The 26596-nt window shown below is 64.1% G+C and carries 23 protein-coding genes and 1 pseudogene; 18 read left to right on the top strand and 6 right to left on the bottom strand.

What is annotated here, in order from left to right; genetic code table 11:
• Positions 1–5 precede the first annotated feature (5 nt).
• The 4 genes from AC0L3K_RS03400 (at position 6) to AC0L3K_RS03385 (ending at position 4578) form a co-directional block, all read left to right on the top strand.
• Positions 6–2738, top strand: a complete 2733-nt coding sequence (locus AC0L3K_RS03400) for a bifunctional diguanylate cyclase/phosphodiesterase (protein ID WP_354128688.1) — start codon at positions 6–8, stop codon at positions 2736–2738.
• A gap of 172 nt (positions 2739–2910) precedes the next feature.
• Positions 2911–3471, top strand: a complete 561-nt coding sequence (locus AC0L3K_RS03395) for a TetR/AcrR family transcriptional regulator (RefSeq protein ID WP_245285849.1) — start codon at positions 2911–2913, stop codon at positions 3469–3471.
• 69 nt (positions 3472–3540) lie between these two features.
• Positions 3541–4401 (top strand): DMT family transporter, encoded by an 861-nt coding sequence (locus tag AC0L3K_RS03390; protein WP_035992605.1) that lies wholly within the window; start codon positions 3541–3543, stop codon positions 4399–4401.
• Between the two features lie 45 nt (positions 4402–4446).
• Positions 4447–4578, top strand: coding sequence for a hypothetical protein (locus AC0L3K_RS03385; RefSeq protein ID WP_256375787.1), 132 nt, complete (start codon positions 4447–4449; stop codon positions 4576–4578).
• Positions 4579–4653: 75 nt separating this feature from the next.
• Here AC0L3K_RS03385 and AC0L3K_RS03380 read toward each other — a convergent pair whose 3' ends face one another.
• Positions 4654–5991, bottom strand: coding sequence for a S41 family peptidase (locus tag AC0L3K_RS03380; RefSeq protein ID WP_007590590.1), 1338 nt, complete (start codon positions 5989–5991; stop codon positions 4654–4656).
• Positions 5992–6297: 306 nt separating this feature from the next.
• On the opposite strand from AC0L3K_RS03380, the gene AC0L3K_RS03375 reads away from it, so the two are divergent.
• The 6 genes from AC0L3K_RS03375 to AC0L3K_RS03350 all read left to right on the top strand — a co-directional run bounded on the left by AC0L3K_RS03375 (position 6298) and on the right by AC0L3K_RS03350 (position 11666).
• The gene (locus tag AC0L3K_RS03375; RefSeq protein ID WP_354128689.1) at positions 6298–7431 is read left to right on the top strand and encodes an alpha-hydroxy acid oxidase; all 1134 of its coding nucleotides are present in this window, start codon (positions 6298–6300) and stop codon (positions 7429–7431) included.
• An 8-nt stretch (positions 7432–7439) separates the two neighbouring features.
• The gene (locus tag AC0L3K_RS03370) at positions 7440–8072 is read left to right on the top strand and encodes an HAD family hydrolase (RefSeq protein ID WP_007590587.1); all 633 of its coding nucleotides are present in this window, start codon (positions 7440–7442) and stop codon (positions 8070–8072) included.
• 168 nt (positions 8073–8240) lie between these two features.
• On the top strand, positions 8241–8432 hold the full coding sequence (locus tag AC0L3K_RS03365; RefSeq protein ID WP_007590586.1) for a hypothetical protein: 192 nt from the start codon (positions 8241–8243) through the stop codon (positions 8430–8432).
• Positions 8433–8690: 258 nt separating this feature from the next.
• A complete protein-coding gene (locus AC0L3K_RS03360) occupies positions 8691–9902 on the top strand; it encodes a molybdopterin molybdotransferase MoeA (RefSeq protein WP_219682183.1) in 1212 nt (403 codons plus the stop codon).
• Between the two features lie 175 nt (positions 9903–10077).
• Positions 10078–10779 (top strand): transcriptional repressor LexA, encoded by a 702-nt coding sequence (gene lexA / locus AC0L3K_RS03355; RefSeq protein WP_007590583.1) that lies wholly within the window; start codon positions 10078–10080, stop codon positions 10777–10779.
• A gap of 452 nt (positions 10780–11231) precedes the next feature.
• Positions 11232–11666 carry a hypothetical protein gene (locus tag AC0L3K_RS03350; RefSeq protein ID WP_007590582.1) on the top strand — a complete coding sequence of 145 codons (435 nt, stop codon included), beginning with the start codon at positions 11232–11234 and terminating at the stop codon, positions 11664–11666.
• A gap of 137 nt (positions 11667–11803) precedes the next feature.
• On the opposite strand, the pseudogene AC0L3K_RS03345 reads toward AC0L3K_RS03350, so the two are convergent.
• From AC0L3K_RS03345 to AC0L3K_RS03325, 5 genes and pseudogenes are all read right to left on the bottom strand, one after another.
• Positions 11804–14076 (bottom strand): annotated as a pseudogene (locus AC0L3K_RS03345) (ComEC/Rec2 family competence protein).
• Positions 14077–14171: 95 nt separating this feature from the next.
• Positions 14172–14405, bottom strand: a complete 234-nt coding sequence (locus AC0L3K_RS03340) for a DUF2171 domain-containing protein (RefSeq protein WP_007610829.1) — start codon at positions 14403–14405, stop codon at positions 14172–14174.
• Between the two features lie 87 nt (positions 14406–14492).
• Complete coding sequence (locus AC0L3K_RS03335) at positions 14493–14879, bottom strand: YybH family protein (protein ID WP_473365474.1); 387 nt, start codon at positions 14877–14879, stop codon at positions 14493–14495.
• An 8-nt stretch (positions 14880–14887) separates the two neighbouring features.
• Positions 14888–16564 (bottom strand): glutamine--tRNA ligase/YqeY domain fusion protein, encoded by a 1677-nt coding sequence (locus tag AC0L3K_RS03330; RefSeq protein ID WP_473365473.1) that lies wholly within the window; start codon positions 16562–16564, stop codon positions 14888–14890.
• Between the two features lie 79 nt (positions 16565–16643).
• The gene (locus AC0L3K_RS03325; protein WP_007603660.1) at positions 16644–17231 is read right to left on the bottom strand and encodes an NAD(P)H-dependent oxidoreductase; all 588 of its coding nucleotides are present in this window, start codon (positions 17229–17231) and stop codon (positions 16644–16646) included.
• Positions 17232–17298: 67 nt separating this feature from the next.
• Between AC0L3K_RS03325 and gltX the strand changes: the two genes are divergently transcribed.
• The 8 genes from gltX to AC0L3K_RS03285 all read left to right on the top strand — a co-directional run bounded on the left by gltX (position 17299) and on the right by AC0L3K_RS03285 (position 26571).
• Positions 17299–18729 carry a glutamate--tRNA ligase gene (gltX, locus tag AC0L3K_RS03320; RefSeq protein ID WP_473365472.1) on the top strand — a complete coding sequence of 477 codons (1431 nt, stop codon included), beginning with the start codon at positions 17299–17301 and terminating at the stop codon, positions 18727–18729.
• 183 nt (positions 18730–18912) lie between these two features.
• Positions 18913–20217, top strand: a complete 1305-nt coding sequence (gene gltA / locus AC0L3K_RS03315) for a citrate synthase (protein ID WP_007603656.1) — start codon at positions 18913–18915, stop codon at positions 20215–20217.
• 177 nt (positions 20218–20394) lie between these two features.
• The gene (locus AC0L3K_RS03310) at positions 20395–21573 is read left to right on the top strand and encodes an ROK family transcriptional regulator (RefSeq protein ID WP_354128710.1); all 1179 of its coding nucleotides are present in this window, start codon (positions 20395–20397) and stop codon (positions 21571–21573) included.
• 57 nt (positions 21574–21630) lie between these two features.
• A complete protein-coding gene (locus AC0L3K_RS03305; protein ID WP_007603651.1) occupies positions 21631–22917 on the top strand; it encodes an ABC transporter substrate-binding protein in 1287 nt (428 codons plus the stop codon).
• The gene (locus AC0L3K_RS03300; protein ID WP_007603650.1) at positions 22914–23837 is read left to right on the top strand and encodes a carbohydrate ABC transporter permease; all 924 of its coding nucleotides are present in this window, start codon (positions 22914–22916) and stop codon (positions 23835–23837) included. The genes AC0L3K_RS03305 and AC0L3K_RS03300 overlap by 4 nt, the downstream gene beginning before the upstream one ends.
• On the top strand, positions 23830–24687 hold the full coding sequence (locus AC0L3K_RS03295; protein ID WP_219682188.1) for a carbohydrate ABC transporter permease: 858 nt from the start codon (positions 23830–23832) through the stop codon (positions 24685–24687). Before AC0L3K_RS03300 ends, AC0L3K_RS03295 begins: the two co-directional genes overlap by 8 nt.
• Positions 24688–24697: 10 nt before the next feature.
• Positions 24698–25807, top strand: coding sequence for an ABC transporter ATP-binding protein (locus AC0L3K_RS03290; protein WP_219682189.1), 1110 nt, complete (start codon positions 24698–24700; stop codon positions 25805–25807).
• A complete protein-coding gene (locus tag AC0L3K_RS03285; protein WP_219682190.1) occupies positions 25804–26571 on the top strand; it encodes an SDR family NAD(P)-dependent oxidoreductase in 768 nt (255 codons plus the stop codon). The genes AC0L3K_RS03290 and AC0L3K_RS03285 overlap by 4 nt, the downstream gene beginning before the upstream one ends.
• Positions 26572–26596 lie beyond the last annotated feature (25 nt).

The following is a 26596-nucleotide window of genomic DNA, read 5'->3' as shown; positions in this document are numbered from 1 at the left end:
CGATCATGATGACGGGATTCGGCAGTCGCCTTTTTGACCAGGCCTTCGTGCGCAGCGGACCGATCCGCTGGCTGGTGGTGGGCGGCACGCTGCTGATCGCTGCGATCGCGGTCGGCGCGACCCTGATGGCGCAGAATTTCCGCGAACGTGCGCTGCGCAGCTCCGGCCGCGAGCTGGAAAACACCGTGCTGATGCTGGCCCATCATTTCGACCAGCAATTGCAGGATTTCGCAGTCATCCAGAAGGATTTCGTCGACTACGTCCGCGCGAGCGGCATCACCAGTGCGGCGGACTATCGCAAGCGCCTCGCCGGCCAGGACCTCCACCGGATGCTGCGCTCGAAGATCGATGCACTACCCCACATAGGCGGCCTCAATATCATCGATGCCGAAGGCAATTTGATCAATTCGTCGACGGCATGGCCGGCCCCGAACGTGAACGTTGCCGATCGCGCCTATTTTCGCACCTTCCGGTACGATCCCGATGCTCCCGACGTCCTGATCGAGCCACTCTACAGTCGCATCTCCGGCGCCTGGACCATGCTGATCGTGCGCAAGGTCGTCGGACCGAACGGCGAATTCTTGGGTGCGGTCGGACGCGGCATCGAGCCGGCAAATTTCGAAAAGTTCTTCGAGTCCGCCGTGCTCGGCGAAAGCACGACGATCTCGATGCTGCACCGGGACGGCACGATGCTCGCCCGTTATCCCCATTCCAGCGAATTGATGGGGCGGAATTTCAAGAACGGTCCGTTCGCGCATCAAAGGGTTTTCGGGCTCGACCATTTTGCCGGCCGCTTCATGAGCCCCGTCGACGGCGAGGACCGGCTGATTTCCTCACACGCCCTGCCTCACTTCCCGATCCTGATGATGGCCACCACGACGCGCGCGACGGCCCTGACGGACTGGCGCGAGCAGATCGGCATCCTGATCTCGGTCGCCGCCTCTTCCGCGCTCGCCATCGCGGGCGTGCTGATCGCGATCATACGCAAGCTCCTGGAGCAGCATCGTCTTTCGCGGGAACGGCTGACGCTGGAAAAGCAGCGTCTCGACCGCGCCGTCAACAACATGACCCAGGGCCTGCTGCTGTTCGACGCATCGCAGCAGCTCGTGATCTGCAATCAGCGCTACATCGAGATGTACGGGCTGTCGTCCGAAATCGTGAGACCCGGCTGCAGCTTCCACGATATCATTGCGCACCGCAGAGCCACCGGCTCGTTCACCGGCGATGTGGACCAGTATGTCGCACGGGTCCTGCGCGACGTCCACGTGCGCAATTCCATGGTAGTCGAGACCTCCGACGGTCGCTCGATCCAGATCGTCAACGAACCGCTCACGGACGGCGGCTGGGTCGCGACGCATGAGGACATCACGGAGCGCCGGCGTATCGAGGAGCGCATCACCCATCTCGCTCACTACGACGCGCTGACCGACCTGCCCAACCGCACCATGTTCCACGAGCATCTACGTCAGGAACTCGATCTCGTCGCCGGGGGCGAACAACTCGCGGTGCACTACATCGATATCGACGAGTTCAAGGGCGTCAACGACGCGCTCGGGCATCTCATCGGCGACGAGCTCCTGAAGTCAGTCGCGCAGAGCCTCCACCGGTGTGCGGGTCCGACAGACTTCGTGGCGCGCCTCGGCGGCGACGAATTTGCCATCATCCAGAGCGCGGTGACATCGCTGGATCAGGTCAACGAGCTCGTCGCGCGGGTGTTTGAGGCCATCCGCGCGCCGTTCGACTGCATGGGACATCATCTTGCCACCGACGCCAGCATCGGCATCGCGCTGGCGCCGCAACATGGAACGGCGCTGGACCAGATCCTGAAGAACGCGGATATGGCGATGTACGCCGCTAAAGCCGCCGGGCGCCGCACTTATCGCTTTTTCGAGCCTGAGATGGACGCCAAGATCCACGAGCGGCGGCAGCTCGAGATCGACCTGCGCCACGCCATCGCCCAAGGCGGGCTCGAAGGCGGCCTCGAGGTGTATTACCAGCCTTGCCTCAGCCTGAAGGACGACCGCATCACCGGCTGCGAGGCGCTGGTGCGCTGGCGCCATCCCGAACGCGGCATGGTCTCGCCGGCCGAGTTCATCCCGATCGCCGAGGACACCGGCCTGATCAACGAGATCGGCGAATGGGTGCTGGTGACCGCCTGCCGGGACGCAGCGAACTGGCCCGACGACGTCCGCCTCGCCGTCAACGTCTCGCCGGTGCAGTTCAAGAGCGGCACGCTGGCGCTGAAGATCATGGCAGCGCTTGCCGCCTCCAATTTGCCGGCAAGCCGGCTCGAGATTGAGATCACCGAGGCGGTGCTGATCCGCGACGACGACACCGCGCTTGCGATCCTGCATCAACTCCGCGCCATCGGCGTCCGCATCGCGCTCGACGATTTCGGCACCGGCTACTCCTCGCTGAGCTATCTGCACCGCTTCCCGTTCGACAAGATCAAGATCGACCGCTGCTTCGTCAACGACATCGCCGGCCCCGACGGCTCCTCCAGCATCGTGCAGGCGGTCGTCAATCTCGCGGCTGCCCGCCGCATGACCACCACGGCCGAGGGTGTCGAGACCGAGGAGCAGCAGCGGTTGCTGCGCGCGCTCGGCTGCTCCGAGATGCAGGGCTATCTGTTCAGCGCCGCAAAACCCGCCGACAAAGTGCTGGAGCTGTTCGCAGCTCATCGCAGCCGTCTCGCCCAGCGCGGCGGCAACGAAGGCCGCCGCCGGGAGGCAAGCTAGGGCCTGGACTCACACAGGCGCAATTGTCGGCTCGGGAGGCCAAGCAGAAACATCGGCGGACGGCCAAACGGCGGTGGCGCCCCTAGAAATTAAAGACCATTCGGTCTATATATCGGCAATGCCCCGCCAAACCCCTGTGCAGTTGCCCCGTGGCCGTCCCCGAAGTTTCGACATGGAATCCGCCGTCGAACGCGCGATGGATGTGTTCTGGTCCCGCGGCTATCACGCCACGGCGCTACCGGACCTTCTTCGTGCGACGAAGCTCTCGCGGGGCAGCCTCTACGCCGCTTTCGGCGACAAGCACTCGCTGTTCCTGCTTGCGCTTGATCGCTACATTGCCATTGCCTTGACACGGATGGATATCGAACTCGACCCCCGCAGGGAGCCGATCGACGGCCTAAGGGCCTACCTTGCCGGCTATGTTGACCGCAACAGCGGTGCCAATGGTCGGCGCGGATGCCTGTTGGTAGCCACAGCCATGGAACTGGCTGGCCGTGATGCCGAAATTGATCGTCGCATCGGGAGCTTTTTCAAAGCTATGGAGGCTCGGGTGGCTGGTGCACTTTCCCGTGCGAAGGCAGCGGGCAAGCTGGCCGATGGTGTCGAGCCTTCGAGTGCCGCCCGAATTCTCGTCTGTTTCGTCGAGGGCCTGCGGGTGGTCGGCAAAACGGCACCGACACGGATCATTTCGCAAGCCACCGTTGACGCTTTTCTCGACCGCTTCATCAGGTAGACAACCATGGACGTTTCCGCTGCTCGCACGCCTATATCTAGACCGAACGGTCTTGAAAAGAACGATACCATGTCCGGCTTCCAGATCGTCTGCGCGGTGGTCGTCCCCTTGCTCTGGGGTTATCAATTCGTGGCCATCAAAGTGGGCGTTATGGAGTTTCCACCCCTCTTCTTCCTCGCGCTGCGCTTCCTGGCCATCGCGCTGCTGCTTGTTCCCTTCGTCAAAAGGCCCGCACGTCAACAGTTTGGCCCGATCGCAGCGATTTCGTTTTTCCTTGGCGGACTGAACTTCGGGCTCTTCTATGTTGGCCTCGGCCTCGGCTCGGGAAGCATGTCGGCCGTCGCAATTCAACTCGCCACGCCCTTCACCGTCCTGCTGGCCTGGCCGCTGCTCGCGGAGCGGCCGTCTCTCACCACGTCCGCTGGAGTGGTGCTTGCATTTGTCGGCGTGGTCGTGCTGGCAGCGGGGCCCGGCCCGTCCGCAAACGCGCTTCCACTGCTGCTCGTGGTCGGGGCAGCCTTCGCATTCGCGGTGTCCAATGTCCTGACGAAACGCTACGGCCCTTTTGATCCCCTGATGTTGATGGGATGGTCCTCGCTGTTCACGGTGCCGCAGGTCATGTTGATGTCGCTGCTCCTTGAACATGGACAACTCGCGAGCCTCGTCACTGCAGATGGACGTGGTTGGCTGGCACTCGCCTATACGATTTTCATCGGGGGAATTGTCGGATTTGGCCTGTGGTTCTGGCTGATCGGGCGTTGCTCCATGGGTCGCGTCGCGCCCTTCGGTTTGCTGCTTCCGGTGTTCGCCTTGATGTCGAGCGTGTTGTTTCTTGGCGAACGCATGACCCCAATGTTGATGATCGGCGGGCTGCTCGCGATCTCCGGCGTCGCTGTCACTCAGCTAAGACCGAGCGCTCGACCAATTTGAACTTGGAAGTCGCGTCGTTGGCAGATTCTCAGCACGCGGCTGACCTTGTTAACGCAGCCGCTGGAGCTGCGGGTCCATCCCCGCGACGAAGTGCTGGTCGAGCGCGACCGCGCCCTGCGCTGGGCCGAGCGCGATGGCTGCTACGAGGCCACCCTTGCGGCCATGAATCCCAGCTGAGACGGCGTCCAAAACGAAATCGCCCGGGAGCGGTCAACCACGCCCGGGCGATCGATCTCTGGAACTGGCGAGGGCCTAGTTCGGCACCGCAGCCCTCGACGCCGGCTTGGCGGCCACCGCATTCGCGGTTTGGCCGTGCAGGAAGTCGTAGGCCGTATGCAGGGCCTTGTCGTCTTTCGCTTCCGGCGGGACATAGGACTGCGACCCGGTCTGCTCGGTGCCGTCGGCTGCCTGGAGATGACCGCGCATCTGGGACTCCGCCATGGTGTCCATCCGGCCCTTCAGCTCGGCCGGCACGTCCTGGAGGATCTCGATGTCGGGCGCGATGCCCTGGGCCTGGATCGAGCGGCCCGAGGGCGTGTAGTAGCGCGCCGTGGTCAGCGCCAGCGCGCCGTTGCCGGTGCCGAGCGGAATGATGGTCTGCACCGAGCCCTTGCCGAACGAGCGCGTGCCGATCAGCGTGGCGCGCTTGTGGTCATGCAGCGCGCCGGCCACGATCTCCGAGGCCGAGGCCGAGCCGCCATTGACGAGAACCACCAGCGGCTTGCCCTTGGTGAGGTCGCCTCCATGCGCCGTGAAGCGCTGGGTCTCTTCCGGATTGCGGCCGCGGGTCGAGACGACCTCGCCACGCTGCAGGAACGCGCTCGACACCGACACGGCCTGATCGAGCAGTCCGCCCGGATTGTTGCGCAGGTCCATCACATAGCCGACCAGCTTCTCCGGCGGAACGTCCTTGGAGATCGATGCGATCGCCTTCTTCAGGCCATCGGTCGTCTGCTCGTTGAACGAGGTGACGCGGATATAGCCGATGTCGCCGTTCTCGACGTGGAAGCGCACCGGGCGCACATGGATGATCTCGCGCTTGATCGCGACGTCGAGCGGGGCGTCGGCGCCCTTGCGCACGATCGTGAGCTTGGTCTGGGTCTCGACCGGCCCCTTCATCTTGTTGACGGCCTGCTCGAGCGTCATGCCCTGCACCGCATCGCCGTCGATCTTGCTGATGAGGTCGCCCGACATGATGCCGGCTTTAGACGCCGGCGTGTCGTCGATCGGCGAGACGACCTTGACGAGACCGTCCTCCATCGTGACCTCGATGCCGAGCCCGCCGAACTCGCCGGAGGTGGTCTCCTGCATCTCGGTCCAGGCCTTGTCGTTCATGTAGCGCGAGTGCGGATCGAGCGAGGTCACCATGCCGGTGATCGCGCCTTCGATCAGCTTGGCATTGTCAGGCTTCTCGACGTAGCTCGCCTTCACCCGCTCGAACACTTCGCCGAACAAATTGAGCTTGGAATAGGCGTCATCCGCGCTCGCTGCCGCCCGTGCCGCCCATACGCCGCCGTGCGGACTGGCTACCAGAAGGGTCAGACACGCTCCGGTGAGCGCGCCCAGTGGAAACAGCAGGGTTTTCCGCATGGATAGGCTGGCCTTTTTGCTTCGCGGTTCGGTGGGGCTGGGGAGCCGCCATGCAAATGGCGATCCAGCCTGCTTCTCACAATACCATTCTGGTTTCTTCAAGGCCGGGATGCCACGCCGGCGGGTACACCGTAAAAATCCCTTCGTCCGGACCTAAACTTTCGGCAACGTTGCAGGACCCGGTTGGTGCGCAGCGGGGGTCGGCCGGCCGGCCCACGCCTCGCTGCCATGCCATTTTAGGATGGTTTTGGCGCCCCGGACGGGTTAGGCGATGAGGGAAGGCTTCAAATTCTCGGGAGGATAACAATGAACGAAGCACCCCGCATCCAACCGGAAAGGAACGTCGAGCTCGGCGCCAGCACCGAGCCGTTCCAGAATCTGCATGAATTCGTCCGGAAAGCCCGCGCCAACCTCAACCAGAATGCCTGGGATTATATCGTCGGCGCGGCCGAGACCGAGACCACGATGCGTCGCAACCGCATGGCACTGGACGAGATCGCCTTTCGCCCGCGCGTGCTGCGCGATGTCCGCAAGGTCACCGGCTCGGTCGAGCAGTTCGGCCGCAAGATGCGCCTGCCGGTGGTACTCGCCCCCGTCGGCGCGCTTGAGATCTTCGATCCGGATGGTGCGGCGAGCGTGGCACGCGCCTGCGGCACTTTCGGTGCGGCGCACATGCTCAGTTCCGTGTCCGAGCCCGGCCTCGAGAAGACCGCCGAAGCTGCGCCCGACGCGCTGCGCCTCTACCAGCTCTATGTGCGCGGCGACGACGCCTTCGTTGCCGACGTCGTCAGCCGGGCCGAGAAGAACGCCTACGCCGCCTTCTGCCTGACCGTCGACACCGCTCACTACAGCCGTCGCGAACGTGACATCGCCAAGCGCTACGTTCGCGAGAGCCGCCTGCGCGCCACCGGCGGCGATTACCAGAAGGGTCTGGAGTGGCGGACGGTGAAGATGATCAAGGACAAGTTCAAGATCCCGCTGATCCTCAAGGGCATCGCGACGCCAGAGGATGCGCTGATCGCGATCGATCACGGCGTCGAATGGATTTACGTCTCCAACCATGGCGGCCGTCAGCTCGATCACGGTCGCGGCGCCATGCATGTGCTGCCCGAGATCGTCGATGCCGTGAACGGCCGCGCCAAGATCATGGTCGATGGCGGCGTCTGTCGCGGCACCGACATCGTCAAGGCGATCGCGGCGGGTGCCGACCTGGTCGGCATCGGCCGGCTACAATGCTGGGCGCTGGCGGCGGCCGGCGAATCCGGCGTGGCGCGCATGCTGGAGCTGCTCGAGGACGAAGTGCTGCGCTGCCTCGGCCTCTTGGGTGCAACGTCGTTCGCCGAGCTCGACAAATCCTGCCTGCACCAGGCGACCGCAACCAACGCGCCGAGTGTGTTCAGCGCGTTTCCGCTGTTCGACCACGAGCCATATCGATACTGAGTGAAAGGATGCAGGTGACATCGCTCTCTCCCGGCAGCGCGGATGCGCTCCTGTTCGATCTCGGCCGCGTGGTGCTCGATATCGATTTCTCCAGGGCAATCGCCTGCTGGGCGGGACATGCCGGCTGCAAGCCCGAAGCCATTGTAGCGCGCTATGTGCGGGACAGCGAAGCCTATCGGTTGCACGAGATGGGGAAGATCAGCGATGAGGATTATTTCGCCTCATTGCGAGCCTCGCTCGGAATCGGCATTTCGGACGCGCAGTTCCTGGAAGGCTGGAACGCGATCTTCGCCGGCGAAATGCCTGACATCGCCGAGCTGCTGCCGCGGGCAGCGAAGCAGATGCCGCTCTACGCTTTCTCCAACACCAACCGGCCGCACGTGGACCATTTCTCGAGGGAATATGCCGACCTCCTCGGCCATTTCCGCGAGCTGTATTTGTCGTCCAGCATCGGCTTGCGCAAACCGGATGCGGAGGCCTTCGACCACGTCGTTGCGGCGATCGGCGTGCCCGCCGGGCGCATCGTGTTCTTCGATGATCTTGCCGAAAACATCGAGGGAGCGCGGGCGCGCGGCTTGACGGCGGTGCATGTGACCTCGCCGCGTGACGTCGGGAACGCATTGAAGGCATTGGGCATTTGACGAGGAGTCGGTGTCGCGAAACCCACGGCGGCACCGCCCGCCGGGACCAATTTTGAGAAATTGAGGAACCCGATCACTTTGTGCATTTTTGTACAGAGTTCCGGGAACGGAATACCGCCTTCCGGACTCTTAGAGTCCGTTGGGACTTCTACGGACGGATGCATCATCGTGCTGGGCAAAACCTACCTCACCAAGCAGGCCTCTCTTCTTCTTGAATTCGCCAGGACAACTTCAGATTCGGACCTTTCCGCCAAGCTTGTGAGCAAGGCCGCCGACCTGAAATCCCAGGCCGATCCGCTGCCCGACAAAGACCAGGGAGCCAAGGCGCCCGACGTAACTCCCGGGCAGGCAGGGAGCTGATCGATGCAGCCCGGGGCGCTCGTCGTTCTCGCCTTGCCGTGATTTTCCTTGCCGTGATTTTCGTCGCTTCCATGGCCGCTCTCCTGCCGATTTGTCAGGTTCTTCGCATCATGCCGCGACGCGCTTGATCCTGCCTTCCGGAACAATGTGAAGCGGCGGGATGACTGTGCCCGCTCAGCGGTTTTTGCCTCTGCGCCCGCGCTCGGCTAGAAGACGTGCGGAACATTCGCCCGAACGTGCCGAGCAGGAGTTTTCGCCGTGGCCTTGATGCCGGTTTCCGACGCGCTTGCCGCGGTGCTGGCGGGTGCAGAGCCGCTGCCGGAAGAAATGATTTCCCTCGACGAGGCCCATCATCGCGTGCTCGCGCGTGACCTCGCGGCGCGGCGCACGCAGCCGCCGCAGGCGATGTCGGCGATGGACGGCTACGCGGTGCGCGCGGCCGATGCCGCGACGATCGATTCGGAGCTCACCGTGGTCGGCGAAGTCGCGGCGGGCCGACCGTTCGCCGGGACGATCGGCGCCGGCGAGGCCGTACGGATCTTCACCGGCGGCGTCGTTCCCGGTGGCGCGGACGCCGTCGTGATCCAGGAGGACACGGTCGCAGCCGGCAAGCGGATCATGATCAAGGAAGCCGCGATCGCCGGTCGGCACATCCGCCCCGCCGGCGTCGATTTCCGCGAGGGTGACGTGCTCCTGCGCAAGGGAAGCCGTGTCACCGAGCGCGACCTCGCGCTCGCTGCCGGGATGAATCATCCGCACCTTGTCGTTTTCAGGCGTCCAAAGGTCGCGATTCTCGCCACCGGCGACGAGCTGGTGATGCCAGGCACCACGCCAGGCCACGGCCAGATCGTCTATTCCAACGGCTACGCCCTGCACGCGCTCGCCCGCAGCGAAGGCGCCGAGACGATCGACCTCGGTATTGCCGCCGACACGCTGGAGGCGACCACCGCCGGCATCCGCCGCGCCCGCGAGAGCGGCGCCGACATCCTGATCACGACCGGCGGCGCATCGGTCGGCGACCACGATCTGGTCCAGCAGGCACTGCGGGACGAAGGCATCGCGATGGCGTTCTGGAAGATCGCGATGCGGCCAGGCAAGCCGATGATGCACGGGCGACTCGGCGCAATGGGTGTGATCGGCCTGCCGGGCAATCCCGTGTCGTCCTACGTGTGCGCTTTCCTGTTCATGGTGCCGCTGATTCGCGCCCTGTCGGGCCGTTCAGTGATTCACCATCGCCGCGAACGCGCCGTGCTCGGCCGCGGCGTCGGCGCCAACGACCAGCGCGAGGACTATCTGCGCGCGCATCTGGAGGAGCGTGACGATGGCACACGCGTCGTTCTTCCCGTCAATCATCAGGACTCTTCGCTGCTTGCGAATCTCGCTGCAGCACAGGTACTTCTCGTGCGCGCACCATTCGCGCCGAAGGCCGAAGCCGGCACGGCTTGCGAAGTGTTGCGGCTCCCCGTCTGAGCACCCCGCAACGCGCGTTCCGCGAACTTTGCTCTGTTCACGGTAAATTAAGCAGTTGCGGAACATGTATCGAACATATAGTGTCCGTTCATGATTTGTTTCGAGCATGTAGCGGCTTATTGCCGAATTCTGCGTCTCGGAATCGGACGACATCAACCGGGGGACTTTGGTCGAGATGTTAACGCGCAAACAATACGAGCTTCTGCGGTTCATCAGTGAACGTCTGAAGGAAAGCGGCGTGCCGCCCTCCTTCGACGAGATGAAGGATGCGCTCGATCTGCGCTCGAAGTCGGGCATCCATCGCCTGATCACGGCGCTCGAGGAGCGTGGCTTCATCCGACGCCTGCCCAACCGCGCCCGTGCGATTGAAGTCATCAAGCTGCCGGAGCTCCAGGCAGCCGCCGGCAGCCGCCGCGGCTTCACCCCCAGCGTCATCGAGGGCAATCTCGGCAAGGTGCGTGCGGGCTCCAGCCTGCCCGCGGACGAGGGCGAACGCCCCGTGGCGGTACCGGTGATGGGCCGCATCGCGGCCGGCACGCCGATCGAGGCGTTGCAGACACGCAGCCACACCATCAGCGTACCGCCCGACATGCTCGGCTCGGGCGAACATTACGCGCTGGAAGTGCGCGGTGATTCCATGGTTGATGCCGGCATCCTTGACGGCGACATGGCGCTGATTCAGCGCAACGAGAGCGCCGATACCGGCGACATCGTGGTGGCGCTGATCGACGACGAGGAAGCGACGCTGAAGCGCTTCCGCCGTCGCGGCGCCTCGATCGCGCTCGAGCCCGCCAACGCTGCCTATGAGGTCCGCATCCTGCCGCCCAATCGGGTGAAGATTCAGGGCAAGCTGATCGGGCTTTACCGGAAGTACTGATACCGGACGTACTTGATACCTGGAGAAGTTGGCGCCTCGCGCGCTTCCGATCGGCATCGCCGGTCAGAGATTGGAGCGGATCATCGTCCGCTCCGGCTGGATAGTCTTTCTGGTTCTGCACAGACTATCCGGCCCCTGCTCCGGCGCTGGCTACTCGCGACGCCCAAGAAGCAGCACCGAAACAGCACCGCTTCGCGGCTCGAGTGTGCGAGGAAACAGCGAGCAGCGATCGAGGTCGTTGCACCAGCCGGCAATATTCGCGCATGCGCCTCCCGAATGCATCGCAACTCTCTTTGTTCCTATTGAATTCGGGAAAGATAATGTGATCGCGGCTTGCGGAAACCAGCCGCAGATTTGCCCACAACCGAGCAGAGCTTTCGTGCTTCAACTCTGATAGAGGCCTGCGCCTCGATAAGAGACGTGGGTTGCTATCCCAGCATGAGGAGCACCCGATGTGTGACTACAGCCTGCATGCCGTCGCGTCGCGCCCCGCCGAAGTCGGCGAGACGATCGTCACGACAAATTTCCGCGGCACCTCGACGCGCGGCTTCGCCTCCGCAGCCGATCCGTCTGTTGCCGTCTGCCTGCTGCCGGGAACGGAGCTCGCCTTCGCAGACGACGTCCGCTACGACAATCGCTGGATCTGGACGCGGACCATCAATTCCCGCGTGGGCAAGTTCGGCAAGATCGATCCGCACGTTCCCGACCGCCATCATGACGCGATCGAATTCCCCGACGGCAAATTTGTGCTGGTGACGCAGCTCGTCGAAGGCCAGCGCGCGACCGTGCTGCAACTGCCTGTGACCCAGTCGGTCATCGAGCGCGAGCACAAGGCGCAGATCATCGCCGACAGGCAGCCGACCGTCACGCACCTGCCGATCGGCTGAAACAGCCGCCCTCCGGCTACGAGGTCGGAGGTCAGGATTGAATTGCCATCGCCGGCCGTGGCCGGCGAGATGGTGTGGTTTGCGCCAGCGAATCCGAGCGGACGCACCGACCCGCTGCGTTGCTCCGCACCATCAGATCAATCGTCGGCCTGCAAGTCGGTCTCCGCCGGCGTTGCGTCCTTGATGCGGGGCGCGGTCGCCTTCGGCGCAAGGCTGCCGTCGAAATCACCCTCGCCGGCGCCGACCGGCAACCAGGGGCGGCTCGTGCCTCTCGCCCTCACCGCCTGAACCACAAATCCGTCACCACGCTGCGTCAGCGCCAGTGCGCTCTGGCTGGCGAGCCGCTGCCGATCGACCACCATCGCCGCGCAATCGGGCGGCGCGGGACGCGTCGTCACCACCAGCGCGGCCCGACTGCAATCGTCGGCGAGAGCGTCGACCCGCAGTGCCAGCGCGACCAGCCTCCCGTCGATCAGTGGCGTCACGCAGCCGGATTCGTCACAGGACACGCCATCAGCCAGCGAGGCTCTGCCGGCATCGCGCGGATCGGCGTCGGCAGCGAGCCATTCCTTGAGCAGAAAGCTGTCCTTGCTGGTCCTGATCAGGTGCAGATATCCGTCCTTGCCCCGCACCGCGACGCTCGCGCCATCCCCGGCGATCAGGATGTCGGGCTGCCGCGCCGACAGTCCCCACAGGATCGCTGCCAGCAGCACCAGGGCGCCGGACCAGCGCAGCGGCGTCCGCAACAAGCCCAGCACGATGATTCCCAGGCTCGCCGCGATCAGCGGCCCGATCCCGAACGCCGCGATGCGGCCGACGGCACCCGGCAATGCTGCGACCCAGCGCGAGACCGCGACCATCCAGTCGATGCCGATCCCCATCAGCCACCAGAACACGCTGTCCAGCCCGAACGGTGCAGCAAGCAGCCCCAACAGCCCCGCCGGCATCACCAGCGCCGAGACCACCGGCATCGCGCCGAGATTGGCGAGCACGCCGAACGGCGTGACACGGTGGAAGTGGAAAGCGGCGTAGGGTGTGGTCGCAAGTCCCGCAATCAGCGAAGCCATGAACAGCATCGCGATCTCGCGGCCGCCCCACATCGCAATGCGTGCAGTCGCCGAATGGTCCGGCGAGGCAAACAAATTCGGCATGCCGATCTGCACCAGCGCCACCAGCCCGAGCGTTGCTGCAAACGACATCTGGAAGCTCGGATGCACCAGCGCTTCCGGCGCGACCGCGAGCACGATCAGCGCGGCGACAGCAAGCGTGCGGAAGGTGATGGCGCGGCGATCGACCATCACCGCGATCAGCACTACCGCGGTCATGAAGAACGACCTTTGCGTCGCGACCTCCGCGCCTGACAGCAGCAGGTAGAACGCAGCGGCGACCAGCGCGGCGGCGGCCGACCATTTCTTGATGGCGAAGCCGGCCGCCAGTCTGGGGATCAGAGCGAGCAGCGCGCGCACCGCGAAGAACACGACACCGGCAACGACCGCCATGTGATAACCGGAGATCGAGAGCACGTGGCCGAGGCCGGAGATGAACATCGCGTCGTTGACGGGCGTGGTGATCGCATCGCGCCGCCCGGTGAGCAGCGCGGTCGCGATCGCCCGGTTGTCGCCGTCGAGCGTCGCCCGGATGCGGGCATCGATCGCATCGCGCAGGCCTTGCATGAAGGCCGCGTAACGCAGCCGCAAGCCGGCGGTCTCAGGCGGCGCCGCCACCGTGATTGCGCCCATCGCGAAGCCGGAGGCGCCGATGCCCTGGAAGAACATGTCACGCGAAAAGTCGTAGCTGCCGGGCCGCACCGGCGCGAGCGGCGGCATCAGCCGCGCCTTCAGCTGAACGAAACTGCCGACCTCCGGCGCCGTGCCCTTGCGGACCGACAGGCGCACGCGCTCGAGCCTGACGTCGCTGCGCTGCGCCTCCATCGCGGTGACGCGCAGCACGAACCTGTCGGTACGCTCGCGGATGTCGCGGGCTTCGACGAAGCCCGACAACGATACCGAATAGAGCGACTTTGCCAGCACCGGGTGAGCGATGCGCGCCGTCTTCCAGGTCGCGACGGCAAAGCCGGCCGCGACCGCCGCGATCATGATGGCCGGGGCGAACAGCCGGCTCCGCCGCAACAGAGCCGCGCCAAGCAGGAGCGCGATGGCGGTCGTGGCTACGACCCACAGCACAGGTTCGTGATCTGCCGAGAAATAAAGCGCGATGCCGCAGCCAAACGCCACGGGCACCCACGGCAACAGCCGCCCGGCGCCAGCCTCGGCGCGCAGCCACGCGTCTCGGCCAGCGATGTCCAGAGGTCGAGGCCTGCAGGCGCGAGGCCGCCCGCGGACGCGGCGCGGCCCGCGGGCCACGTCCCCGCGATCCCCTGCGACCGTACCGGCCGGCCCGGCTCCGCCATTCCCTGCACTCGATGATACGCAACGAAGGCCGAAGCTACCGGAACGTGCAGGCGGGCGGATAGCGGTACGGATCAGGAACGAAAGGGCGCGACCGCTACTTTTCCTCTTCCATCGTCACCGCGACATCCGCCTTGGCCGACAGCCGGACCTTGTTGCCCTCGATGTCCGCGACGAGGCCCTTGTCGATGAAGTGATGATGCCCCTTGTGGCTGCCCTCGCCGCTGTCCTTCTTGGTCAGCTTGATGCGATTGCCTTCGACCTTGTCAACGGTGCCGATATGGACGCCGTCGGCGCCGATGACTTCCATGTGCTCTGCGATGTTCTGCATGGTGGGCTCCTTGTTGGACCCAGCCCAACGCGTGGGGCGCACGTTCGTTCTCTCTCGCGAGAATGACAATGCCGTGTGCCCCGCTGGTCAGATCAGCGGCGCCTGCGAGGAAGCATGGTGATTGACGATCTTCCAGTCGCCATCCTCGCGCACGATGACCCAGCTCATCTTGACCGAGAAATCGGGGCTTTCGCCGGGGAGATCGAACGAGATGGTTGCGGCCATATTGATGAGATCAGGAGCTGCCTGCGCCGCATACACCTCGGAGAAGACCGCGCTCGGCTTGCGCCAGCGCGGCAGGCCGTTGAAATAGTCTGCGACGCCATCCCTGCCCCGATAGAGCTTTGGGTTGGAGCCGAAGAAGAAGGCGTTCTTCGAATACAGAGACGAGAGTGCCGCGGCGTCGAGCGTTGCGAAGCCGGCGCTCCATTTGGCGATGATGGCGGAAACGACGGCGTCGGCTTCGCTGGTCATGGTCGTCCTCAGCCCTTGGCGACTTCCTTCGCGAACGTGTCGCGCAGACCGATGGTGCGCGAAAACACCGGCTTGCCCGGCGTCGAGTCCTTGTCGCGCACGAAATAGCCTTGGCGCTCGAACTGCATTACCTCGGTCGAATTGCCTTCCGCGACCGATGCCTCGACGCGCGCATCAGCGAGAATTTCGAGCGACTGCGGATTGAGGTCGGCCGCGAAATTCGAGGCGTCCGGGCTCGGGTTGGCAAACAGCTGGTTGTAGATGCGGATTTCCGCGGGCACGGATGTCGCCGCCGACAGCCAGTGCATGGTGGCCTTGACCTTGCGGCCATCGGGCGCGTTACCGCCTTTGGTCGCGGGATCGTAGGTGCAGCGCAGCTCCACCACCTCGCCGGCATCGTTCTTGATCACGCCGGTGCATTTGACGAAATAGGCGTAGCGCAGCCGCACCTCGTTGCCTGGCGACAGACGGAAGAACTTCTTCGGCGGGTTCTCCATGAAGTCGTCCTGCTCGATGTAGAGCTCACGGCCGAACGTGACCTTCCGGGTGCCGGCAGAGGGATCGTCCGGATGGTTGATCGCCTCGAGCTCCTCGGTCTGCCCTTCCGGATAATTCTCGATCACGACTTTTAGCGGCTTCAGCACCGCCATCCGCCGCTGTGACGTCCGGTTCAGCTCCTCGCGAATGCAGAACTCGAACATGCCGACGTCGACGACGCTGTTGGCTTTCGCCACGCCAATGCGCTTGACGAATTCGCGAAGGGCGGCCGGCGGCACGCCGCGGCGGCGCATGCCCGCCATCGTCGGCATGCGCGGATCGTCCCAGCCCGCGACATGGCCCTCGCGGACGAGCTGGGTCAGCACGCGCTTGGACAGCAGCGTGTAGGTCAGGTTCAGCCGCGCGAATTCGTACTGGTGCGGCTTCGATGGCACCGGCAGCTTCTCGATGAACCAGTCGTAGAGCGGCCGGTGGTCCTCGAATTCCAGGGTGCAGATCGAGTGCGTGATACCCTCGATCGCGTCCGACTGGCCGTGCGCATAGTCGTAGCTCGGATAGATGCTCCACTTGGTCCCGGTGCGCGGATGGTGCGCATGCAGGATGCGGTACAGCACGGGGTCGCGCAGATTGATGTTGCCCGCACCCATGTCGATCTTGGCCCGCAGCACGCGCGCCCCATTCGGGAATTCGCCCGCCTTCATGCGGCGGAACAGGTCGAGGTTTTCATCCACGGTGCGATCGCGAAAGGGCGAGTTCTTGCCGGGCTCGGTCAGCGTGCCGCGCGCAAGACGGATCTCCTCCTGGGTCTGGTCGTCGACATAGGCGAGCCCGTCTCGGATCAGCTGCTCCGCCCATTCATAGAGGCGGTCGAAATAGTCCGAGGCGAAGAACAGGTTCTTGCCCCAGTCGAAGCCGAGCCAGCGCACGTCTGCCTGGATGGAATCGATATATTCCTGCTCTTCCTTGACCGGGTTGGTGTCGTCGAAGCGCAGATGGCAGCGGCCCGGAAACTCCTGGGCGATGCCGAAATTGAGCGCGATCGACTTGGCGTGGCCGATATGGAGATAGCCGTTCGGCTCCGGCGGGAACCGGGTCACGATCTCCTTGTATTTGGCCTGATCGAGGTCGGCCTGGATGATGTCACGAATGAAATCGCGCCCAACCTCGTTCGCCACCGGTTCTGTCATTACGAAAATCCTGTAGGGAAATCAGCGGCCCTTCTGCCAAATTCGAGCCCCTAGGCCAAGCCCCATGCCCACCGTCCGGTCAAACTTCGGCGATTCTGGCACGCACGCGCTCGATGAAGGCAGCCCGGGATGCCAAGGTGGAGCGATCCATATCGTAGTGCGCCAAATAGAACGACCGAACGCCGGATCCACACATCGGTTTCAGTGCCCTAAGCAACACCTTGCGGCCGGGGTCTTGCATGACGATCCGGCTCAACCACCACGGTGAGCCGTAGCTCGTCACAACGCCGAACAGGCGGATGTTGGTCAGCAGCGGCTTGATGCGCCCACCCTTCAGATCGTGGGCGAACGCCGTACCCGGCGCCCAGACCCGGTCGAAATAGCCCTTGAGCATGGCAGGCATCGAAAACCACCAATGCGGAAAGCAGAAGATAATGCCGTCGACGCGCCGTACGTGCTCGATGAGGCTCGCCACCGCGTCCTCTGCATAGGGGCCGTGATAGTAGCTGCGCCGCTCCGCCTCGGTCATCTCCGGGGAAAACCCCTCGCGGTAAAGGTCAGTCGCGATCACTTCGTGTCGAGTTTTCAGCGTCTCGACGATGGTATGGAACAGTGCATGGTTGTAACTGTCCGCGAGCGGATGGCTATGAACGACCTGGATTAGCATTGGCACAATCTCCCGCGCCTATGATACACGGTCGCCAATCAGCCACCTCCCTTATCCCGCGCGGTCAATGAACACCTCTCCCGTCGTCACCCGCTTTGCTCCCTCGCCGACCGGCTTCCTCCATATCGGGGGCGCGCGCACGGCCCTGTTCAACTGGCTCTATGCGAAGAAGCACGGCGGCAAGATGCTGCTCCGGATCGAGGATACCGACCGGGAGCGCTCCACCGAGGCGGCGATCGGCGCCATCCTCGACGGCCTGAAATGGCTGGAGCTCGGCTGGGATGGCGATGTCATCTACCAGTTCAGCCGCGCCGCCCGCCACCGCGAAGTCGCCGAGCAGCTGCTCGCCGAGGGCAAGGCCTATCGCTGCTACGCCACCGCCGAGGAGCTCACCGCGATGCGCGAGAAGGCGCGCGCAGAGGGGCGCACCCGCCTCTATGACGGCCTGTGGCGCGACCGCGATCCGGCGACGGCCCCAACCGACGTGAAGCCGACCATCCGGCTCCGCGCGCCCCAGACCGGCGAAACCGTGATCGAAGACCAGGTCCAGGGTCGCGTGGTCTGGCAGAACGAAAACCTCGACGATCTCGTCCTGCTGCGCGGCGATGGCAACCCGACCTACATGCTCGCAGTGGTGGTCGACGACCACGACATGGGCGTCACCCATGTCATCCGCGGCGACGACCATTTGATCAACGCGGCCCGCCAAAAGCAGATCTACGACGCGATGGGCTGGACGCTGCCGAGCATGTCTCACATCCCCCTGATCCATGGCCCGGACGGTTCGAAGCTCTCCAAGAGGCACGGCGCGCTCGGCGTCGATGCCTACCGCGCCATGGGATACCTCCCGGCCGCGCTCCGCAACTATCTCGTCCGGCTCGGCTGGAGCCATGGCGACCAGGAAATCTTCTCGACCGAGGAGATGATCGCAGCCTTCGACCTCGCCAGCGTCGGCCGCGCAGCAGCGCGCTTCGATTTCGCCAAGCTGGAAAACCTCAACGGCCACTACATCCGCAATGCCGACGATCAATCACTCGTGAAGATGTTCGAGGACGTGCTCGACCACGTCGTGCCGAGCCGCGACGAGATTAAGGCCAAGTTAAACGACGCCACGCGCGCGCAGCTCCTGAAGGCCATGCCGGCCCTGAAGGAGCGCGCCAAGACGCTGATCGAGCTGATCGACAGCGCCTATTTCATCTTCGCCGACCGGCCGCTGGAGCTTGATCCAAAGGCGGCAGCGCTGCTGACCCCTGAGAACCGCAAGCTGATCGGCCAGCTTCATTCCGCGCTGGAGAAAGTCGAGACGTGGAGCGCGGCCAATGCGGAAGCCGCCCTGCGCGCCTATGCCGAGGAAAATAGTCTCAAGCTCGGCGCGGTCGCCCAGCCGCTGCGGGCGGCGCTGACCGGACGGACGACGTCGCCCGGCATATTCGAGGTCTTGGACGTCCTGGGACGCCAGGAAAGCCTGGGCCGGCTTAAAGATCAGGCCAAGGACTAGGCCAAGAATCGGGGCCAAGAACCAGGCTACGACGTAAGTCGACCATGCGTGGCGCCATCTTGCAGCGCACACAGCAATAATATACCCATCTCACCCGTACCTTCTGGAACATCCGGCCTGCCCCGCGATATCTCGTCGGGGCCTCCGGGTCCGGCCCGTTTCACCATACATCGGGGACCTCTGATGGACGCAAAACCAAGCAATAAGACCGCCACACTGACGGTCGGAAACAAGAATTTCGATCTTCCGATCCACAGCGGCAGCGTCGGGCCCGACGTCATCGATATCGGCAAGCTCTACGGCCAGTCCGGCCTGTTCACCTACGATCCCGGCTTCACCTCGACAGCGAGCTGCCAGTCCAAGATCACCTATATCGACGGTGACGCGGGCGTGCTGGAATACCGCGGCTATCCGATCGAGCAGCTCGCCGAGAACGGCGACTTCCTCGAGACCTGCTATCTGCTGCTGTTCGGGGAGCTTCCCACCGCCGCGCAGAAGAAGGATTTCGACGATCGCGTGATCCATCACACGATGGTGCACGAGCAGATGGCCCGCTTCTTCCAAGGCTTCCGCCGCGACGCCCATCCGATGGCGATCATGGTGGCGGCTGTCGGCGCGCTCGCCGCGTTCTATCACGACTCAACCGACATCAACGATCCGAAGCAACGCATGATCGCCTCCATGCGCATGATCGCCAAGATCCCGACGCTGGCTGCGATGGCCTACAAGTACACAGTCGGCCAGCCCTTCGTGTATCCGAAAAACTCGCTGAAGTTCGCCGAGAACTTCCTGCACATGTGCTTCGCCGTGCCGTGCGAGGAGTACAAGATCAACCCGGTGCTGGCTGACGCGCTGGACAAAATCTTCATCCTGCACGCCGACCACGAGCAGAACGCCTCGACCTCGACGGTGCGTATCGCCGGCTCCTCCGGCGCCAACCCGTTCGCCTGCATCGCCGCCGGCATCGCCTGCCTGTGGGGCCCGGCGCATGGCGGCGCCAACGAAGCAGCGCTGGCAATGCTCGCCGAGATCGGCTCGGTCGACAAGATCCCCGAATTCATCGCCAAGGTGAAGGACAAGAATTCTGAAGTCCGCCTGATGGGCTTCGGTCACCGCGTCTACAAGAACTACGATCCGCGCGCCAAGATCATGCAGAAGATGTGTCACGCCGTGCTCAAGGAGACCGGCCATGGCGACGATCCGATGCTGAAGGTGGCGCTCGAGCTCGAGAAGATCGCGCTCAGCGACCAGTACTTCATCGACCGCAAGCTCTACCCGAACGTCGACTTCTATTCGGGCATCACGCTGAAGGCGATGGGCTTCCCGGTCTCGATGTTCACCGTGCTGTTCGCGGTCGCCCGCACCGTCGGCTGGATCAGCCAGTGGAGCGAGATGATCGAGGATCCGCAGCAGAAGATCGGCCGTCCGCGCCAGCTCTACACCGGTGTCACCAAGCGCGACTACGTCGCGATCAACAACCGCAAGTAAGGTCGAGCCCATCACGGCTTTCGAAGCGGCGCCATCTCCGGATGGCGCCGTTTTTGTTTTGCGCCGACACAATCTTGCTGCCGCGCACAACAACAAGTCGGCGCAATGCGTCGGCGATCGCTTGACAGCCGAAATGCTCCGCGCGCATTCTTACACTAAGTAAGAATGACGACAGGGATGGAAATGCCGGAGCAGCCGAGAAGTCGGCGGCAGACGCGTGCTGCCATTTTGACTCATCTGCTTCAGTCAGGCGGGTCGTTTCGCCCGCCGCTGGCCAAGGCCGTGCGCCTGTCGGAAGCGAGCCTGTCGCGCATCCTGTTCGACCTGAGGGCCGAGGGCCTGATTGAGGAAGTGCGGCGCCCTGCCCCTTATGTCGGTGGCCCGACCGGCCTCGTGTCGCTCGATAAAGCGGTGGCGCTCGCGGCGTTTGAGCTGACCACCCAGCGGCTCAGCGTCGGCGTCGGGGGCCTGTCGGATGAGCTGCGCTATACCGGGCAAGTGCCGCTGCCGAAGACGCCGACCGTCGCGGCCGTAGGCCAGGCGTTTCGCGAGGCGATGACATTGCTGCGCGAGTGGACGCGGCGCCGACGCATCCCCCTCGCACAGATCGGTGTCTCCATTCCGGGTCTCAGCCGGCTGGGCGCGCCAAGCAATCCGATCATTCCCTGCGACATCGGGCGTATCAACGAGATGTTCGGCGAGGCGTTTGCCGGGGTGCCGGTCGAGTTCACCAATTCGGTCGTCGCGCACGCCATCTTTCACCGCTGCCGCACGGAGAATTATCCCTTCAGCGGCGCACATCTCTTCGTCTTCGTCGGCCAGGGCGTTGCGGGCACCTGGATGGATGATCCGGTCGAGGACGATGCCCTCCAGCCGGTCGAGCTCGGCCACATGGTGTTCGAAGCCGACGGACCAATTTGCCGCTGTGGTCATCATGGCTGCGTCGAGGCCTATACGTCGCTTCCCGCCCTGGCCGAGCTTCTTGGCGTCGCGGAAGCCGAGTTGCTTCAACTCGGCAGCGAATGGGTGACTGCGATACCGCTCTCGTCGCGCGTGCGGCAGGAATTGCGCCAGCGGCTGTTCCGGCTTGGACTTGCGATCGGCAACACGCTGAACGTGAAGCCATGCAAGGGCGTCGCGATCAGCGGCTGGCCGTCGCTCCTCGCCGAGGACGATCGCAACGCGCTCGTCGAGGGGATCGACGCCTGTCTGTTGGGCGGCCGCAATCACGCGCAAGTGTCGCTCGCTTTCGTACCGCCGTCGAATGGCAACGATCCGCGAGCGGCGCTGGCATTCGCGGCTTTCTGTCTCGCTTGCCGCGGCGGCATGCCGGCCGCATCGATCGAGGCCGCCTGAGATATCTGATGCCGCGCTGCTCTCGCGCGAAAGAGTTCACACCGGGAGGAACTTGCCATGCCGATCACGACAACAAGGCGCCAACTGCTCGCCGGATCCGCTGCTGCCCTTGCGCTGCCGGCCTTTGCCCGCGCGCAAGGCGCGATCAAGCCGCGTCTGACTGCGATCTCGCAATGGTCCGCAGGCAGCGATGGGGCCGCCATCACGGCGCTCGGCAAGAAGTTCGAAGAGAAAGGCGGGGTTTGGCAGCACTCGCCCGTCCCCGGCTTCACCACCGAGATGATGAACAAGCTGCGTGCCCAGATCATGGCCGGCGATCCACCGGCCTGCTCGCAGCTCAAAGGCCCCGAGATTGCGGCCTGGTCGAAGATTGCCCCAACCGTCGATCTCGATGCCGTCGTCGCTGCCGCCGGCTACGAAAAGGTTGTCGCGCCTGACCTTGCAAAATTGCACAAACCGGGAGGCAAGTGGATTGCACTGCCGTTGCAGATCTACAGCACCAACATGCTGTTTCTTTCCAAACGCGCGATGGACAAGGCCAAGGCTGACAAGGTCCCCGTCACATGGGCTGAGTTCAACGACCTCGCTGAGAAGATGAAAGCAGGCGGAGTCCCCTATCCCATCGCCAACGGTGGCACCCGCCCGGACGACGGCCAGAAATTCGAGGCCGCTTTGGCAGGCATCAGTCCCGCCGCATACCGCGCAGCCATCATGAATCTCGACAAGAAGGCCCTGGAGGGCCCCGAGATAAAGGATGCCTTCGTACAGGTGCGCAAGATTGCCGACTGGATGGACCCCAACGTCGGCGCCCAGCACTTTTCGACCAACCTGAAGCGCTTTGTCGAGGGCGACATGGGCATGATGATCATGGGCGGGTGGGCGCAGGGCGTCTTGCGCAACGCCGGCTTTAAGTTCGAGGACTTCATGATCGCTCCGGGCCCGAGCGACAACAGCAAGCCGGTCTTCCTGTTGAATGCCGATGCCTTCATATTCTGGCAGCGCAAGGAGGCAGATCTGCAGGCCGGCCAGACGCTGATGGCCCAGCTCGTGATGGATCCAGCGATCCAGACCATGTATTCGCAGATCACGGGATCGATCCCCGTGCGCACCGATGTCGATCTGTCGGGCGAGGGCTGGTCGGACGGTCAACGGCGGACCGCGGCAGCCCTGAAAGACGCGATCGCCAGCAATCAGGCCGTCCTCAGTCTTGCGCACAACATGGCGCAGGAAAACGGGATGACCGCAGCGATGATCGACGTGATCACGGAGTACGTGAAGAACAAGACGATCAAGCCTGAGCAAGCGGCCATACGCCTCGCCGAGGCCGTCGAGAGCTCACGTTGACGATCGCCGTCTCGACAACACCGGGCCGGCCGGCGGCCTCTGACTGGGTACGCCGGCTGCCCGAATATTTGACGATCTGGGTGCCGCTGCTGATGTCCGCCGCGCACCTCATTGCGTTTACGCTGTGGACGATCTGGATATCGTTCACACCGTCCACTCTGGTCCCGGTCTCGGGCTGGGTCGGTTTGCGCAACTATTCTGCGGTTGCAGCATCGCGGAACTGGCAGATTGCCTTGGACAATCTGCTGCTGTTTGGCAGCGCCTTCGTGTTGCTGAGCCTGGCGTCCGGCCTCATCCTTGCGATCCTGCTCGACCAGCGTATTCGCGGCGAGAACCTGCTGCGGTCGATCTTCCTCTATCCTCTGGCGGTGTCATTCGTGGTCACCGGCACGGTCTGGAGTTGGTTGCTCAATCCCGGCCTCGGGATCCAGAAGCTGGTTCGCGACCTAGGCTGGATCTCGTTCCGGTTCGACTGGCTGATCGACCGCGACATGGCCATCTGGACCATTGTCATCGCCGCGATCTGGCAATCTTCCGGTTTTGCCATGGCGCTGTTCCTGGCCGGCCTCCGCTCCGTCGACGCCGACCTGATCAAGGCCGCGCAAATCGACGGCGCCGGACCGATCCGAATGTACCGGCGCGTCATCCTGCCGACCCTTTGGCCGATCACCATCACCGTCATCGTCATCCAGCTGCAGTTCGCGATTTCGACCTTCGACCTCGTCCGCGCACTCACCAACGGCGGTCCCGGGATCGCCACCCAGCTGCCGGCCCTCGTCGTCTACGACCTCATGTTCCAGCGCAGCCTGCTCGGACGGGGAGCGGCGGCGGCAGTGCTCATGTTGCTCATTCTTCTTGCGGTCTTGCTGCCCTATGCAGCGTGGCGTTACGTCCAGCGGCGGCGGGCGATCCATGCGTGAGCGAACCTTCGCGCCAGGCCGGATCCTGATCTATCTCGTCGTCTCGCTGGTCGCTGCGGCGTGGCTCGCGCCATTGGCCGTCGTCGTGCTGAACTCGCTCCGTAGCAACGAGGAGATCGCGCAGGCCTCGATGATCGGCTGGCCGAAACAATGGGCATGGAGCAATTACGCCACCGCCTGGAGCGGTTTCTGCGTCGCCGAGACCTGCGCCGGCATCCGGCCGTACATGCTGAACTCCGCGCTGGTCACGATTCCCGCGACGATTTTCTCGACCCTGCTCGGTGCTGTCGCCGGTTACGCCATTTCGCTCTGGCGCTTTCGCGGCGATAGCTGGATCTACGGCATCGTGACTCTCGGCCTCTTCCTTCCCCAGCAGATGCGCCTGCTTCCCTGGACCATCGTGTTGCGCGATACGGGCCTGATGAACACACTCACGGGCCTGGTCGTGATCCACACGATCCAGGGACTCTCCTTTACCGTCTTGTTCTGCCGAAACTACTACACTGCGATCCCGCCGGATTTGATAAGAGCTGCGCGCATCGATGGCGCAGGGTTCTTTCGTATTTTCTGGCGCATCATCCTGCCGCTCTCGCCGCCTATTCTGGTCGTCACCGTGATCTGGCAGTTCACGCATATCTGGAACGAGTTTCTCTACGGCGTGACATTCACGACCGGTCAGCAGCAGCCGGTCACCGCCGCGCTGATCGCGCTATCCGCCGCGGTCGCCGACATTCCGCAGCATGGCGTGCAAAGCGCGGCGGTGATGATCGCCGCCCTGCCGACCCTGCTGATCTATCTGATCGGCGGCAAGTATTTCGTGCGCGGCCTCACCGCCGGCGCCGTGAAATGATCGGATCGTCATGGCAGCCCTAAGCATTCGCGCCCTGTCCAAGCGTTACGCCAATCTGGAGGTGCTGAAGGGCATCGATCTCGACATCGAGAGCGGTGAATTCACCGTGCTCGTCGGCCCATCCGGCTGCGGCAAGTCTACGCTGCTCAACATCATCGCCGGGCTCGACCTCCCGAGCTCAGGCACCGTGGAAATCGGCGGACGTGTCGTCAACGACATTCCGCCGAAGGACCGCGACATCGCCATGGTGTTCCAGTCCTACGCGCTCTATCCGTCGATGACGGTGCGCCAGAACATCACCTTCGGCATGGAATGCCGCCACGTAGCGAAGGCGGAGCAGGAAAAGGCGCTGGCGAATGTGGCAAGGCTGCTCCAGATCGAGCCGCTACTCGGCCGCAAGCCGTCGCAGCTCTCCGGCGGCCAGCGCCAGCGTGTGGCGATGGGCCGGGCGCTGGTGCGCGATCCCCTGCTCTTCCTGTTCGACGAGCCGCTCTCCAACCTCGACGCCAAGCTGCGTGTCGAGATGCGAATGGAAATCAAGCGTCTGCACCAGCGCATCGGCGCCACCATCGTCTATGTCACCCACGACCAGATCGAGGCGATGACGATGGCGACGCGCATCGCCGTGATGCATCGAGGCGTGGTGCAGCAGTTTGCCGATCCGGACACCGTGTATCGCTATCCCGCCAATCTGTTCGTGGCCCGTTTCATGGGTTCGCCGCCGATGAACACGATGCCGGCACGGCTGGAGGCTGACGCCAGCGGGCCGGTGGTCGTGATCGGCGCGGGACGGCCGGACGAGGTCCGCCTCCGCCTTGGCCAATATGATGCGGCGGCCCCCTTTGTCGGCCGAGACGTGGTGGTCGGGATCAGGCCGGAATGCATCGCCGAGGGCAGCCGCGTATTTTCCGCCGATCCGCCCGTCGTCGTCAACGCGCCGGTGGAGATGGTCGAGCCGACGGGAGCCGAAACGATCGTGCTGCTGCGGCTTGGCGGCGAGCCTGCGCTGGCGCGCATCACGCCGGATATCCGCCCCACACCGGGCGCCGCCGCCCCGTTCGCGCTCGACACCCGCCGCATCTGCCTGTTCGACCCCGAGACGGAGCGACTGATCGCATGACAAGAACGAGCTATGCCGGTCTTAGGGATCGCGTGGTGTTGATCACCGGTGGCGCCAGCGGCATCGGTGCCGCCTTCGTGCGGTCGTTCGCGGCGCAAGGGGCTCGTGTCGCGTTCCTGGATCTCGATGAGGCAGCCGGCCGGGCGCTGGTCGCGGATGTAAAGGCCGCGGCTGGGACCGCGCCCTTGTTCGTGCCGTGCGATCTGCTCGACATCGACGCCTTGCGCGACGCTATGGCGCAGGTTCAGGGATCGCTTGGCGATGCCGCGGTTCTCGTCAACAACGCCGCTAACGATCAACGCCAGGTACTGGCCGAGGTAACCTCGGCCGAGTTCGACTGGATGATCGGCGTCAACCTCAAGCACGTCTTCTTTGCAGCGCAAGCGGTGGTGCCGCAGATGCAGGCGCGCGGCGGCGGTTCGATCATCAACATGTCGTCGATTGCCTGGATGCGCGGCGCGCCGGGGCTGCCGGTCTACGCCGCGGCGAAGGCCGCGATTGTCGGCTTCACCAACTCCCTGGCCCGGTCGCTCGGGCCCGACCGCATCCGCGTTAATGCGATAGCGCCGGGGATGGTGATCACGGAGCGTCAGCGCCGGCTGTGGTACCCGGACGACCAGGCGATCGCCGAGCTGCGCACGCGTCAGGCCATTCCCGACGCGGTGACGCCTGAGGACATCGCCAACATGGCGCTGTTCCTCGCCTCCGACGACAGCCAGCGCATCACGCGCCAATGTTTTCAGGTCGACGCTGGTCTCGGCTAGAGCGTGTACTGACACACCCGAGCTC

This window comes from Bradyrhizobium sp. MI1.10 (assembly GCF_055811035.1).
This window is presented reverse-complemented; position numbering and strand designations above follow the sequence as displayed.